The organism is Dyadobacter sp. SRI_021 (genome assembly GCF_057586235.1).
Genome location: NZ_JBYCZM010000003.1, coordinates 1 through 13,111, shown reverse-complemented (window position 1 = coordinate 13,111; position 13,111 = coordinate 1). Strand labels below are relative to the sequence as shown.

Annotated in this window: 10 protein-coding genes; 2 read left to right on the top strand and 8 right to left on the bottom strand. The window is 51.4% G+C overall.

Going from position 1 to position 13,111, the window contains the following annotated elements; all coding sequences use genetic code 11:
* Positions 1 to 43: 43 nt before the first annotated feature.
* The gene (locus AC2YIT_RS09340; RefSeq protein ID WP_487279024.1) at positions 44 to 1,444 is read right to left on the bottom strand and encodes a S8 family peptidase; all 1,401 of its coding nucleotides are present in this window, start codon (positions 1,442 to 1,444) and stop codon (positions 44 to 46) included.
* A 161-nt stretch (positions 1,445 to 1,605) separates the two neighbouring features.
* Between AC2YIT_RS09340 and AC2YIT_RS09335 the strand changes: the two genes are divergently transcribed.
* Both AC2YIT_RS09335 and AC2YIT_RS09330 read left to right on the top strand, forming a co-directional pair.
* Complete coding sequence (locus AC2YIT_RS09335) at positions 1,606 to 1,932, top strand: ArsR/SmtB family transcription factor (RefSeq protein WP_430844188.1); 327 nt, start codon at positions 1,606 to 1,608, stop codon at positions 1,930 to 1,932.
* The gene (locus tag AC2YIT_RS09330; RefSeq protein ID WP_487279023.1) at positions 1,922 to 2,416 is read left to right on the top strand and encodes an SRPBCC family protein; all 495 of its coding nucleotides are present in this window, start codon (positions 1,922 to 1,924) and stop codon (positions 2,414 to 2,416) included. The genes AC2YIT_RS09335 and AC2YIT_RS09330 overlap by 11 nt, the downstream gene beginning before the upstream one ends.
* 80 nt (positions 2,417 to 2,496) lie before the next feature.
* Here the strand turns inward: AC2YIT_RS09330 and AC2YIT_RS09325 are convergent, their stop codons facing one another.
* The 7 genes from AC2YIT_RS09325 to AC2YIT_RS09295 form a co-directional block, all read right to left on the bottom strand.
* Positions 2,497 to 3,921, bottom strand: coding sequence for an APC family permease (locus tag AC2YIT_RS09325; RefSeq protein ID WP_430844185.1), 1,425 nt, complete (start codon positions 3,919 to 3,921; stop codon positions 2,497 to 2,499).
* Between the two features lie 163 nt (positions 3,922 to 4,084).
* Positions 4,085 to 5,344: an NAD(P)/FAD-dependent oxidoreductase gene (locus AC2YIT_RS09320; protein ID WP_487279022.1), complete on the bottom strand. Its 1,260-nt coding sequence runs from the start codon at positions 5,342 to 5,344 to the stop codon at positions 4,085 to 4,087.
* Positions 5,345 to 5,535: 191 nt separating this feature from the next.
* Entirely contained in the window at positions 5,536 to 6,537 is a 1,002-nt protein-coding gene (locus AC2YIT_RS09315; RefSeq protein ID WP_430844182.1) for a 4-hydroxyproline epimerase, read from the bottom strand.
* Positions 6,538 to 6,649: 112 nt separating this feature from the next.
* Positions 6,650 to 8,131 (bottom strand): aldehyde dehydrogenase (NADP(+)), encoded by a 1,482-nt coding sequence (locus tag AC2YIT_RS09310; protein WP_430844180.1) that lies wholly within the window; start codon positions 8,129 to 8,131, stop codon positions 6,650 to 6,652.
* Positions 8,132 to 8,386: 255 nt separating this feature from the next.
* Entirely contained in the window at positions 8,387 to 9,319 is a 933-nt protein-coding gene (locus AC2YIT_RS09305; protein ID WP_430844179.1) for a dihydrodipicolinate synthase family protein, read from the bottom strand.
* Positions 9,320 to 9,428: 109 nt separating this feature from the next.
* A complete protein-coding gene (locus tag AC2YIT_RS09300; RefSeq protein ID WP_487279021.1) occupies positions 9,429 to 11,363 on the bottom strand; it encodes a DUF3857 domain-containing protein in 1,935 nt (644 codons plus the stop codon).
* A 15-nt stretch (positions 11,364 to 11,378) separates the two neighbouring features.
* A partial coding sequence (locus AC2YIT_RS09295) for a DUF3858 domain-containing protein (protein WP_487279020.1) occupies positions 11,379 to 13,111 on the bottom strand: 1,733 nt, incomplete at its 5' end.

Genomic DNA, 13,111 nt, shown 5'->3' with positions numbered 1-13,111 from the left:
AACAGCCCAACGCCATTCCCCTTTCATCAATCCGAAAATCAACCTACTTACTCAAAGCCGCATTTACATCCAACCTTCCGCCAGTAACCGTCTTTCCGGCCAGCGAAGCCGTAGGCACGGCGCTGGACAGGATGGCGTTGCGGATCTGTGCGACGGACGCGCCTGGGTGCGTGGATGCGTACAAGGCCACCGCGCCGGTTACGTGCGGGGTCGCCATAGAGGTACCGTTGTAAGATGAATATGTGTTGTAGGCTGTGGTAGAATTGATAGCAACGCCTGGCGCGCCGATATCAACGGTGGTAGCTCCGTATTGAGAGAAGCTGGCCAAGGCTCCGTTTTTATCGATAGCCGCAACGGCAATCACGTTGGGAAGATTGTAGTTGGATGGATAGCTCGCGGTAACGTCGTTGTTGGTTCCGGAGTTGCCGGCAGCAGCGATGAACATGATTCCCGCATTGTTAGCGCGCGAAATAGCATCGTACAATGCTTGCGAGTAGCCTCCGCCTCCCCAAGAGTTATTGCTTGCCACGATGTTGATACCGCGGTTTTTAAGATTGGTGAGGTAATCGACCGCCTTCACTGCATTAGCCGTTGTGCCGCCGCGGCGACCAAGGAACTTCGCCGAAATAAGCCTGATATTCCAGTTTACACCAACCACTCCCTGTCCATTCGCTTTGCCGCCGATGGTACCGGATACGTGGGTACCGTGGTCGTCGAGCGAGCCTTTGGTGCCTCCGTCGTAGATGGTGGCATCGTTATTGGCAAAATCCCAGCCGTTGGTATCGTCTACAAGGCCGTTGCCGTCGTTGTCGACACCGTCTGTCGGATCGGCAGGGTTAACCCAAACCTGGCCTGCCAGATCAGGGTGGGTGAGCTGAATGCCCTCGTCGATCACGCCCACGTACACCGAAGCGGCTCCGGTGTTTCCCGCTGCCCAGGCTGCGGCTGCATTGCTACCGTAAGTACTCGCTGGGCTTGTGGATGGGCCATACATGCCCCAAAGCGATCCGTTTGTGAAATAAGTGTCGGTCGAAGTTGCGGTGTGGTAATACACATAATTGGGCTCGGCGAATTCCACCCCTTCGGCGCCATTGAGTTCCGCAATGGCTTCCAGGACATTTTTATTAACCTTCACCAGCGCCAGCCCCTCTTTCTTCCCCGCCCGCTCCATGGCCTTTGTCAGGATTTTCTCTACGGGCTGCCCTTTTACTTTTTCGAAAGCCTTTTGTTTGGCAGCTGCCGATGCGCCTTCTTTAAACTGGATAAGCAACTCCCCTTCTACAAATTCATTGTCACCACCTGTCCGCAACGAATTACCCGAATTTTCCGAAGGTGCAGACGGTTGATTTTCAATGGAAGTTTCCCGACAGCCTGTGACGGTAAAGGCGATGACCACAGCAGCAACCAATACCCTGTGCGTCAACAAATTGTACATACTTTTCATAGATCAAATTTTTAAGGTGCGATTATGATCCAATGTGCACAAAAATTAGCTTCCGGTAAATACTTCCGTACAAACAGATCAAAATAATTTACAAAAAAATTTGCGCAACCCAAAAGTTGCATATATATTTGCAACCATCGAGTTGCATATTTCGATCGTATATGAAAGGAGATATTTTTCAAGCTATTGCGGATCCGACGAGAAGGGCCATTCTCGTGCTGATCGCGGCACAGTCTATGACGCCTAATGCGCTGGCAGAACATTTTGATACTTCCAGGCAGGCGGTTTCGAAGCATATTAAGGTACTCGCCGATTGCGATCTGCTTACGCAGAACAAGGTCGGGAGGGAGATCCATTATTATTTCAATCCGGTCAAAATGAAAGAGTTCGACCACTGGTTGACACAGTTCAAAAAACACTGGGAAGACCGTTTCAATCAATTAGATCAACTTTTAATCAACCTAAATTCCAATTCAGATGAAAACTAGCTTAGTAATGAATTTTTCGGTAGACAAGGAGAATAACCGTATCAATGTGGAACGGGAATTTGCCGCCCCGGTGGGGAAAGTTTGGGCCGCATGGACACAGCGCGAGTTGCTCGACCAATGGTGGGCGCCACGTCCGTGGAAAGCACGCACCAAGTCTATGGATTTTCGTGAAGGCGGTACCTGGCTTTACGCCATGGTAGGCCCTGAGGGCGAAGAACATTGGTCAAAAGCGGATTACCTCACCATCGATGCGAAAAAAAGCTTCTCGGCAATCGACGCATTCTGTGATGAAAACGGGGAGATCAATAAAGATTTCGCGCGATCGACCTGGACGAATACTTTCACCGAAGCCGACGGCAGCACTACGGTTTCTGTCGTGATTCAATATGATAAATATGAGGACATCGAGCAGATCATGCAGATGGGCTTCAAGGAAGGTTTCACGATGGCGCTTGGTAACCTTGACGAGCTGCTGGAACAGTAATCAGTGCATTTCATCAACAAACAAATGCCCCCTGAACGGTCCATTCCGTCAGGGGGCATGTTATTTTTTTCTAATACCATTTAGTCTTGCTCCACAGCTGCGACCTCTTTCCTGGCAACCATATAATAAACCGGGATCCCCAATAGCACAATGATCAGCCCCGGCCAGGTGTATTCCGGCTTATAGACGATCAGCAGCACGCAGAATGCCACCCCCATGATAATGTAAATAACAGGCAGGAATGGGTAGCCAAATGCCTTGTAAGGCCGCGGTGCGTCGGGGCGTTTTTTACGGAGGATGAATATCCCGATGATCGTAAGCATATAAAACACTACGACCACGAAGGAAATCATATCCAGCAGGTTACCATATTTCCCGCTGAGCGCCCACAAGGAGGCGATTACGCATTGCAACCAAAGGCCGATTTCCGGTACAGCGTTCTTGTTCAGTCGACCTACTTTCCGAAAAAACAGGCCGTCTTTCGCCATCGAGTAATACACGCGCGCACCCGACATGATCAGCCCGTTGTCGCAACCGAAAGTGGAAATCATGATCATTACCGCGATGACGATCGTGCCCGAATTGCCAAAAATGACGTGCGATGCAGTTACCGCCACACGGTCCTTGTCGGACGCTGCGATTTCCTGCAGGGAGAGCACGCCGGTATACATGACGTTGGTAAGTACGTAAATGACTGTTACAATAATTGTCCCCAATGCCAGGCTGAGGCCGATATTGCGTTGCGGGTTCTTGATTTCCCCGGCAATGAATGTCACGTTATTCCACGAGTCGCTGCTGAAAATGGAGCCTACCATAGATGCCGCAATGGCGCCGAATGCGGCGATGGTGGTATAGGACTCAATGCTGCCGTCTGGGGCAAGTTTGTGCAAATCCCACATACCTTCACCCCAGTTGGCGGCCCATACTTCGGGTTTCATGAAGATCAGCCCGAAAACAATGAGGCCGAGCAAGCTCAGGAGTTTGGTTAATGTAAATGTCGTCTGAATGATTTTCCCGCTGTTGACGCCACGTGTATTCGTAAACGTCAGTACCACGATGACGACAATGGACAGTAGCTGGGCCGGACTTATTTTGAGAAACCCTAGGTCCAATGCGACCAGATCCTCGCTGAATTGCGGGATGAGGTAAGCGGTAAATTTGGCGAATGCGACGGCCACGGCGGCGATAGTGGCGGTTTGGATAACTGTGAAAAAGCTCCAACCGTACAGGAAGCCGATCAGCGGATTGTAAGCTTCTTTGAGATAAATATACTGACCACCAGCCTTGGGAAACATCGCGCTAAGCTCGCCATAGCTTAATGCGGCCGTGAGCGTCATGAAACCGGTGATGAGCCACACGAACATCAGCCAACCCACACTGCCGGTATTGCGCATGATATCGGCGCTGACAATAAAAATGCCCGATCCGATCATACTGCCGGCAACGAGCATCGTGGCGTCAACAAGACCTAGTGAGGGCTTGAAAGAGGTGTTTTCTTGTGGCATAAGGGGTAATAGGTTATTAGGTCAGGTTTTAAACTGTGTAAACTACGAAGTATTTGGACTACTCACAATATCCCCGCCCCGCCACGGGCCAAAATGGCCCGAAATGCCGCCTTGCTTAGCCCTGGGCGACCCCGCCTGCGCGGCCCGACCTAGGCGGCCCCGCCTATTGATAACGTTCCGGATCGTACAGTGCGACATCTACGGAAGGCTTCATACGCTCCGCTAGTTCGGCCACGATTTTTCCGGTGCCGGGTCCGAGGCTGATACCCATCATACCGTGCCCACCGGCGACGATCAGATTGCTCAATTTTCTGGAATACCCCAGATAGGGCAATCCATCGGGTGAGCAAGGCCGGAAACCGTACCAGATGCGGTCCTTTTGCGGAACGGTTACATTGAGTTCAGGATAATATTGCGGGATGGAATTGACGATCCCCTCCACCCTGTTCATATTGATCTGATTGTTGAGCGGCGCGAGCTCCATAGTACCGCCGAAGCGCACCTGCCCATTCATAGGGGTTACTGCCACGCGGGCTTCGAGGAGCAACGCGGGGTGCACAATTGGATGTGCGGAGTTGGGCTCCATGAAAGAGTAACCTTTGCCGGGCATTACCGGAATGGATAACCCGGCTTGTTTGGCCAGTTGCGGCAGCCATGAGCCGCCGGTCATGACAACCAGATCACCTTCGTACGTTTTCGCAGCCGTTTTAACTCTTCTGATTTCCCCGTTTTGAATATCAAACCCGGTCACCTCCGTGTTTTTGACAATTTCAGCGCCGAGTGTGGTAATGCTTTTGATCAAACCATTTATCAATGCCGTTGGGTACAAATGTGCATCGCAGCGGTAATGCACGGCACCGGCTACGTCGAGTTTAATGCCCGGTTCCAATGCTTGTACCTGCTCGCGGTTGAGCATATCGATGTCCAGGCCCAGTTGCTGGCCTTGCTTACCTACATGTATTTCCTCTTCACCAGTTTTATCTGATTTATAGAGCATTAATATGCCCTTTTCTTCCAGTCCAAAATCCAGGTTCTCGTCCCTAACAAGGTCCTCATACAGTTTTTTACTCAACAAATGATAATCCCGCAAATGCGGTGCCGCACGCTCGACGTTAGCTTCGGTCGCAGCATTCATAAATTTCAGACCCCACGAAATGAGCGAAAAATCGAGGGATGGTTTTACATAAAAGGGGCTGCGGCTGTTGAACATCCATTTGATACCCTTCGAAACCATGCCCGGAGCGGCGAGTGGGATGAAATGGCTCGGCACGATCATGCCCGCATTGCCGATGGAGCAGTTATCGAACAGATCGCCCTTGTCGAGCAACGTCACTTTCCATCCGCTTTTGAGCAAATAATAGGCCGAAGCCAGACCCGAAATTCCGCCACCGATGATGACGGAGGTGCCTTTTTGAACGTTCATTGGAAGCTATAAGCTGTAAGCCATAAGCCTTAGGTTAAAGGTTACAGCTGTTTTATTTTCGTTTATTTAATTATTAATAATCTGCTTTGAGCAATAAGCTTTAAGCCGTAAGCTGTAATTGACCTTTACCATCAACTTTTATCAGCCTTAGGGTCCACAGCTTAAGGCCTGTAGCTTAAAGCTTACAGCCCTTACAAAACCTGAAACCCAAACGCATAAGGATCCTCCTCGTCGTCGATGAAGATGGTATTGTGGCCGGTGATAACGGCCCAGCCTTCGATGCCGGGGATCATGGCGGGTTTGTCGCCGATGGTCGTTTCTTCCTCCACCGTACCGATGAATTTGGAGCCGATAATGCTTTCGTGCACGAAACGGTCGCCTTTTTTGAGCTTGCCCTTCGCGTGCCACTGCGCCATACGTGCTGACGTGCCCGTGCCGCATGGAGAGCGGTCGATGGCCTTGTCGCCGTAGAATACCGCATTACGCGCCGTCGAAGTCGGGTCTAACGGAGCGCCGGTCCAGAGGAAGTGGCTCAGGCCTTTGATATGTTCGTTTTCGGGGTGAACGAATGTGTACTGCTCGTTCATCCGCTGGCGGCAAACGCGGCTCCAACTAATCAGCTGATCGGCCGTATGGTTTTCAATGCCTTTGAAATTCTCCTGGGGATCTACGATGGCGTAGAAGTTCCCCCCGTAGGAAACATCGACCGTCAACGTTCCCAAATCAGGGCACTCCACAGTCAGTTTCTCAGCCGCAAGGAATGACTTGATATTGATGAGTTTGACAGACTTCACCTTCCGGCCTTCCTGCATATATTCCACCAGTACCAGCCCTGCCGGCGTTTCAAGGCGCAGCTTACCAGGCACTTTCGGGGTTACCAGCCCTTCTTCGATAGCAATGGTAACAGTACCGATCGTTCCGTGGCCGCACATCGGTAGGCAGCCGCTGGTTTCGATGTAGAGCACACCAATATCATTCGCCGGATCAATGGGCGGGTAGAGAATGCTACCGCTCATCATGTCGTGCCCGCGGGGCTCGAACATCAGGCCCTTGCGGATCCAATCGAATTCCCTCAAAAAATGGAGCCTGCGCTCCATCATGCTGTTGCCCTCAAGGAGCGGCCCGCCACCTGCGACTACACGAACAGGATTGCCGCAGGTGTGGGCGTCGATACAGAAAAAAGTTTTACGCATAATATGGCTTCAGGCTTTAAGCTGTATGCTTTAGGCCGGGTATAGTTGGGGCTTTAGGCTATAAGCTTTAAGCCATAGGCTTTATTCATTTTTCATTAACTGTACTTATAGCTTACAGCCTAAAGCTTACAGCTTCTTTCGTCACCTCATTATCCACCGTCCGCCAGATACCCAGCGGGTTGGCGTTTTTCAATTCATCGGGTAAAAATTCGTCGGGCCAGTTCTGGAAGCTTAGCGGGCGGGTAAACCGCTTGATCGCGTCAGGGCCTACCGAGGTAAACTGGGAGTTGCTCGACGACGGGAACGGTCCGCCATGGTGCATCGATTTGCAGACTTCAACACCCGTTGGGAAGTTGTTGAAGATAATCCGCCCGCATTTGTTCTGAATGGCTGCCACCAACTCGCGGTGAGAGGCCAGGTCGTCGCTTGTCGCCAGCAATGTCGCCGTCAGCTGGCCATGCAATTTTTCGGTTACCGCCAACATTTCATCGGCATTCCGGCATTTAACAATCAATGCAAACGGACCGAAGACTTCGGTTTGCAGCTCGTCATTGATCAGGAAATCTACACCCGAGACCGTAGCGACCGTCGCTGCACCCTGACCTTCGCCAGCTTCCGTGGCAGCTACCGCTACCAGTTCTACCCCCGACTGACCGATCACTTTCTCGCGGTTTCCGCGGTAAGCGATCGCGATACCGGCATTCAGCATCGGTGCAGGAAGGATATTCACGATCTCCTGGTTCAATGCTTCGATGAAGCTGTCCGCAGCAGGGCTATCTTCTGTGATCAGCAGTCCCGGGTTAGTACAAAATTGCCCCACACCCAATGTCAGCGAGCCCGCATATTGCTTCGCCAACTCGGCGCCCGCGGTGCCCAACTTCCCGGACAACAGGAACACAGGGTTAATGCTTCCCATTTCCGCAAACACCGGGATAGGCTCTTTACGTTTGTTGGCTACCTCTACCAATGCCATACCGCCGCGGTTGGATCCCGTGAAACCGACCGCCTTGATCACCGGATGGGCAACCAATGCCTGCGCCTCTTCAATGGTATCGGTAAAAATGTGTGCAAATGTGCCTTCTGGGAAACCGCTCTTGGCAACTCCACGACTAATGGCATCCGCCATGATCTGTGAAGTTTTCGGATGGCCGGGATGTGCTTTCACTACCACCGGGCAGCCCGCTGCGATAGCACTCGCTGTGTCCCCACCGGCCGTCGAAAATGCGAATGGGAAGTTACTGGCACCAAATACGGCCACCGGGCCTAATCCTACATTTGTTTTACGGATATCAGGCTTTGGCACCGCACGCTGCGGGTTCGCGGTATCGATGCTCGCGTCGAGCGAATATCCTTTTTCGACCGCATCGGCATAGCTTCTCCATTGGAATACCGTCCGCGCTTTTTCGCCGTTCAAACGTGCTTCGGGCAGGTTGGATTCCGCCATGGCAGTCTGGATCAGCTCGGGACCGAGCGCTTCGATCTCATCGGCAATGGTGTTCATCAATGCAACCCGGCGGCGCAATGCGTAGGCATTCATCGCAACGAATGCCTCCTGGGCTTTTTCAAGAATAAGGTCTAAATCGGACAATTTCATAATGAATGGTTTTGACAAAAAGGTAACAATCCTACGCAGCGAATCTAACGATCATGCAGCGCATTTTTTGTCAATATTACAGGTATTGCCTGGGTAGAGGCCATCCGGATAACAGGAAACCCTTCCGGGCTTCGGATCATTACAAATCTTCCGGTGCAGCGCACCTACAATTATTGCGGCGCTCTGCGCCTTGTGATTTTCGGAAGGTGCAGAGCACCGGAAGATTTGTAGGTGCAGAGCACCGGAAGATTTGTGTTACGCCACGTCAACCGTCAAATTCAAATAATCGGGCAATTCAGGCTGGGTAGCGATGGCCTGATCGATAATCGCGAGTACTTTCTCGCGCTCTGCACCGTGGAGCGGCAGACGCGGCGCACGTACGTATTCCGATCCGATGCCCATTTTGGCTGCGGCCAGTTTGATGTTTTGTACGAGTTTGGGATGAATATCCAGTTCGAGCAACGGCAGGTACCAGCGGTAAATCGCTAATGCCTCCTTGTATTGACCGGCCTTAACCAGGTTGAAAATCGCAACGGTTTCCTTCGGAAATGCATCCACCAGGCCTCCGATCACGCCGTCGGCACCGAGCATTACCTCTTCCATGATCAAGGTATCCACACCACAGAATACGCGGAAGCGGTCGCCGAACTTGTTGAACAGGCGCGTTACATTGCTCACGTCGCGGGTCGATTCTTTGATCGCGTGGATGTTCGGAACTTTCGCAAGTTCTTCGAACATCGGCAGCGTCACCTCGATTTTATAGTCGTAGGGATTATTATAGATCATGATCGAAAGCGAAACGCTTCCGGCGATGGTTTTGAACCAGGTCACAGTTTCGTCATCGTCGGCTTTGTAGCGCATCGGCGGCAGGATCATCAGACCGTCGGCGCCAACGCTTTCGGCTTCTTTCGCAATGCTTACCGCTTCGGCTGTCGATTGCTCGGCGATACCCAGCACCACCGGCAGGCCGGCAGGGAGTGCCTGTTTAGCATATTTCACCAGTTCCATTTTCTCGGCGCGGGTGAGCGTGCTGGCTTCCCCGAGCGAACCGCCTACGATTACCCCGGTAATACCTGCTTCAACCTGCGCTTCGAGGTTCTTGCCGAACAGCTCAAAATCAATTGTATCATCTGATTTGAATGGCGTCACCAACGCTGGGAAAATGCCAGACCATGCTTCTTTGTTCATATCCTGCTTATGTTAAAATTTTAGTTCAAAATTAATCCATGCTTCCATGCGGATATTCACATGTTTTAATCAATTCCTTACATATTTTAACATAGTCTCTAAAATCGCCTCAAAGCTTGTTTTCGACAAACACCACCTGCGCCCTGTCGGCTTTCCTGATCTTTTTCAAGAAATCGACCCAGGCTGCAAAATTCTCCGATCCGTAGCGTCCGCCGTTCATTACCACTTTCCTCGCGCAAATGAGCTTCTTGTTCTCATAGGTCGTTTTCAATTCATAACTGCCAAATGCGGAAGCAATCTGGAATGCGGGCAATGTCGTTTCCAATTTGTAGTTGGCCGGAACTTCATACGATATAGTATCAAGATCGGTAAAGTTGTAATCTGAAACGGGCAGGTAGAAATCCGATGAACGCTCGCTCACAGAAGGAAGCTCGAATGGGCGGCTCAGCAGGCTCGGCTTAACAAACAGCCGGGTACCCGTTTTGGTAGCGCAGTTGCGCACATTCAATGTCAGCTTTTCCGTCACCGAGGGGTCTTGCCCCTGGGTCAGTTCAAAGCGCTGCAAATCGAGGCTGGGCAGGTTAATGTGGTTCAAAAGCCATTTTTTCTGTTCTTCCTTGGACCCGCTGTTGATCACACTGGCGCGGGTCTCGTGCTGCAAGCCGGTATACAGCACCTGCACGTCCACGACGCCGTCGCCCGTCTCGCCGAGCTTCACCATCGCATGGCTGTTCCGCACGTTCTGTCCTGATTTATAGTCTTGCGTACGCACGAGCTTTCCGCCGTCGGGCGTCACGAGCAATGCGTAGCGCCCGCCCGTGAAGGAACCCATAAAATTGGGCTTTGTAGTCTGGCTTGTGCATTCGAGCCACAATGTATCCCTATCCACCAATGCGCAAGCAATGGCGTGGTTAAACTGGTTACTCGGGAAGTCGGACTTGATCTGCTCCTCTTTTCCGGCGGCGATCAATGCGGTGTAGCCCTGGATACCGACCGACCGTAATGCGGCGAGCGTGAAATTGGTCAGGGCCTTGCAGTCACCGTAGCCGGTATTCGCGACCGTAGTAGCGTCGATCGTCTGCCAGCCGCCGATCCCCAGCTGAATACTCACGTAGCGGGAGCGCGATTGCATCCATTTGTAGATCAATTCAACCTTCTCACGGTCCGATTTGGCCGTTTTCACCACATTTTTGATCTCCGCAAGTATACTGGCTGGCAGCACATCCCTGCCGGCATTCAGCGTATAGTAAAACTTCCCGAAATCTGCCCAGGTATTGAAATTACCCTTATAATCCTGCACCTCAAACTCAGAAGGCGCCACGATCATGTGCGGCACACGGTCCTCCTGGGGCAAAGGGTAAAAATCATCCGACTTTCCGACTGCGTAATCTTTGAGCGTCCATTGATACAGATCGTTCCCATCGGCATCCGTCGACTTTACCATCGCGGGGGCGTCGTTGTATTCCTTATACCTGAATTTAAACCCTGCGGGCGCCTTGATTTTGTAAGTCGAGAGTTCCACCGCCGATTTCTCGTCCGACACGGGCGTCCACCATGGGTACATCATCATGTTTCGCTTGCGGGCCTCGTACACGTACTCGATCGTGTAGGGATAGGCATAGCTCTTCTTTCCGAAACTCGCGAGCTTCACACGAGCGTCGCTGATATCGTCACCGCCTGAGCCATAGCCGTAGTCTTCGATGTCGGAATTACGCAGCTTCTTGACTTGCTTGCCATCCGCATCGTACAGGGTTCCGCTGATATCGGAAATCTTCGTGAACTTGTCGTACCGCACAAACAGCGCCCCGTGTTTTTCCTCCCCGGTTTCATTCAAAATGGTGACCACCGTCCTGATCTTCTGAATGGCCTCACCTTGCGATTTGATTTCCCAAATCAGTTCATCCACTCGTACCACAGCATTTGCATCCTTCATTAATACAGGATTGATTTTATCCACATTAAAATCCGACTGCCCCGAAACACCGAGCGGAAACAACAGGCACACAGCTATCACATGCCTGACCGATATTTTTAATTTTTGCATGAAAACAGGAAGATATTAAATGTTCTTTTTCTTGATCACCAATTGCTGTGCGTGTTTCTGCACAACACGCTCGAAAAACTCTTTGAGGTCCGGATATTCTTCGGGAAGGAAACGGGTCCGGCTCACCTGGATCATCGTGTTGACCTGGATCACATTGCCCACCTGCCGCACCTGGTAAGAGAATTTACCTCCCTTGTCAGGCAGCACCACAATCTCAGCCTTCGGCATTTCCTCCAAAGCATACCCGTCGGGCAGTGTGAAGTTACCGATGAAGGAGGCTGAGATACCCGTTCCGAGATCGATCGGATAAATGCGCTCCTTGGATTTAAATGGGTTCTTTGTCCAACGACCGGCCATAATAGGATTGAAGTACAATACGCCCGGTGAAGCATTTTCATCCTCCGCCTCAAAATCGCAGCTGACGTTCACGGTGCCTTTAAGGTCCTCCGTTTTGTTTTTGATACTCACATTCTGGATTTTCCATTCCGGCACTTCTTTTTTCAATGCGTCGTGCACTGCATTGTCGGCTCCGGCTGCATATTCGGAGCGCCAGTCGAGTGCTTCATAACCGCCGTAGGAAATGCTGTAAGTACCCTTCATTGTCCCCTCCTCAGGTGAGACGGTCGCAGTGATCATTTCCAGTTTGCTTTGCGAATCGCCCGGAATGATTTCCAGAAACTTACCCGCTCCCTTTTTCGGGATCAGCCTTCCGAAACCATTCAATGCCCTTTCCGGAAGCATACCCGCCTTGGTATAGGATTCAGACGCGTCCAGGAAATACGTTTTCTCTCCTATCTTGACATGCGCCACCACATAATTGAAACTCTCGATCATCGGGATCTCCTGGTGCAGGTACCCGTGGGAGCGCGTGCTCAGCAGGAAAGGGTTACATTCCAGGTCCAGCTCCCTGAGGAGCACGGTGAGCATCAGATTAATGTCACATGCATTGCCTTTTCGGTTATCATAGGCTTTTTTAATACCGGTATCGGAAAACAAGCCCGAGTAACCGTCCCATTTCATGTGGTTCTGGATATGCTTGTAAGCCAGGTTCATGCGTTCGGTCGGGTCGGTTGTTTTCGCGGTGATTTCATCGCGGATTTCTTTCAGGAAGCTACTTTTCCGGAGCTCACCCCCAAACCAGGCGGCTTCGTCGAGCGTTCGCTCCACATTGTCCCAGGTTTGCGAAAAGTTCTTCTTCATCTCACCGGGTATCGTAATGCTCGCCAACTCGAAGTTGATTTTGGATATGTAGTCCGAAGCCGTCGTTATGTAAGGTTCATTCACAAACGCAGGAACGTCTTTGATAACAAACCGGTAAGATATTCCGGGCCCGTCATAGGTCGAGTGGCCGACCGACACGTTTTCCGGCTGCTGCTTGTGGATATCGAGCGTCAGGTAGCCGCCCATGGTCATTTTGTAGTCCAGAAAACCTGGTATGGTGATATTGTATTCACTCCATTTGCGCGGTATCGATCCCTGGAAAGCCCACATATCAGGCTCATGCCTCACGTTCATCGGCGAAACGAGCGAGTAGGAGTATTCGATGATCGAACCTTTTTTAGCATTGGGAAGGTTAAACTTAACAGTAGTCTGAGTGTCGGAAGTTTTCTCGCGACGGATGGCTTTCTTTTCGAGCTCTGTGCGGACGATCTGGCCATTATCGAGATTGTAGGTGTAGCCTTTCAGGTCGTCGATCCATTCCTGTTCCTTGTAGCTGGAACCCATATAATGCGGAATGGCAACCGAGG

Bases quoted from the DNA above. Each gene is read 5' to 3' on its own strand.
- AC2YIT_RS09340 (WP_487279024.1), bottom strand. From the start codon at position 1,444: ATGAAAAGTATGTACAATTTGTTGACGCACAGGGTATTGGTTGCTGCT.
- AC2YIT_RS09335 (WP_430844188.1), top strand. From the start codon at position 1,606: ATGAAAGGAGATATTTTTCAAGCTATTGCGGATCCGACGAGAAGGGCC.
- AC2YIT_RS09330 (WP_487279023.1), top strand. From the start codon at position 1,922: ATGAAAACTAGCTTAGTAATGAATTTTTCGGTAGACAAGGAGAATAAC.
- AC2YIT_RS09325 (WP_430844185.1), bottom strand. From the start codon at position 3,921: ATGCCACAAGAAAACACCTCTTTCAAGCCCTCACTAGGTCTTGTTGAC.
- AC2YIT_RS09320 (WP_487279022.1), bottom strand. From the start codon at position 5,344: ATGAACGTTCAAAAAGGCACCTCCGTCATCATCGGTGGCGGAATTTCG.
- AC2YIT_RS09315 (WP_430844182.1), bottom strand. From the start codon at position 6,537: ATGCGTAAAACTTTTTTCTGTATCGACGCCCACACCTGCGGCAATCCT.
- AC2YIT_RS09310 (WP_430844180.1), bottom strand. From the start codon at position 8,131: ATGAAATTGTCCGATTTAGACCTTATTCTTGAAAAAGCCCAGGAGGCA.
- AC2YIT_RS09305 (WP_430844179.1), bottom strand. From the start codon at position 9,319: ATGAACAAAGAAGCATGGTCTGGCATTTTCCCAGCGTTGGTGACGCCA.
- AC2YIT_RS09300 (WP_487279021.1), bottom strand. From the start codon at position 11,363: ATGCAAAAATTAAAAATATCGGTCAGGCATGTGATAGCTGTGTGCCTG.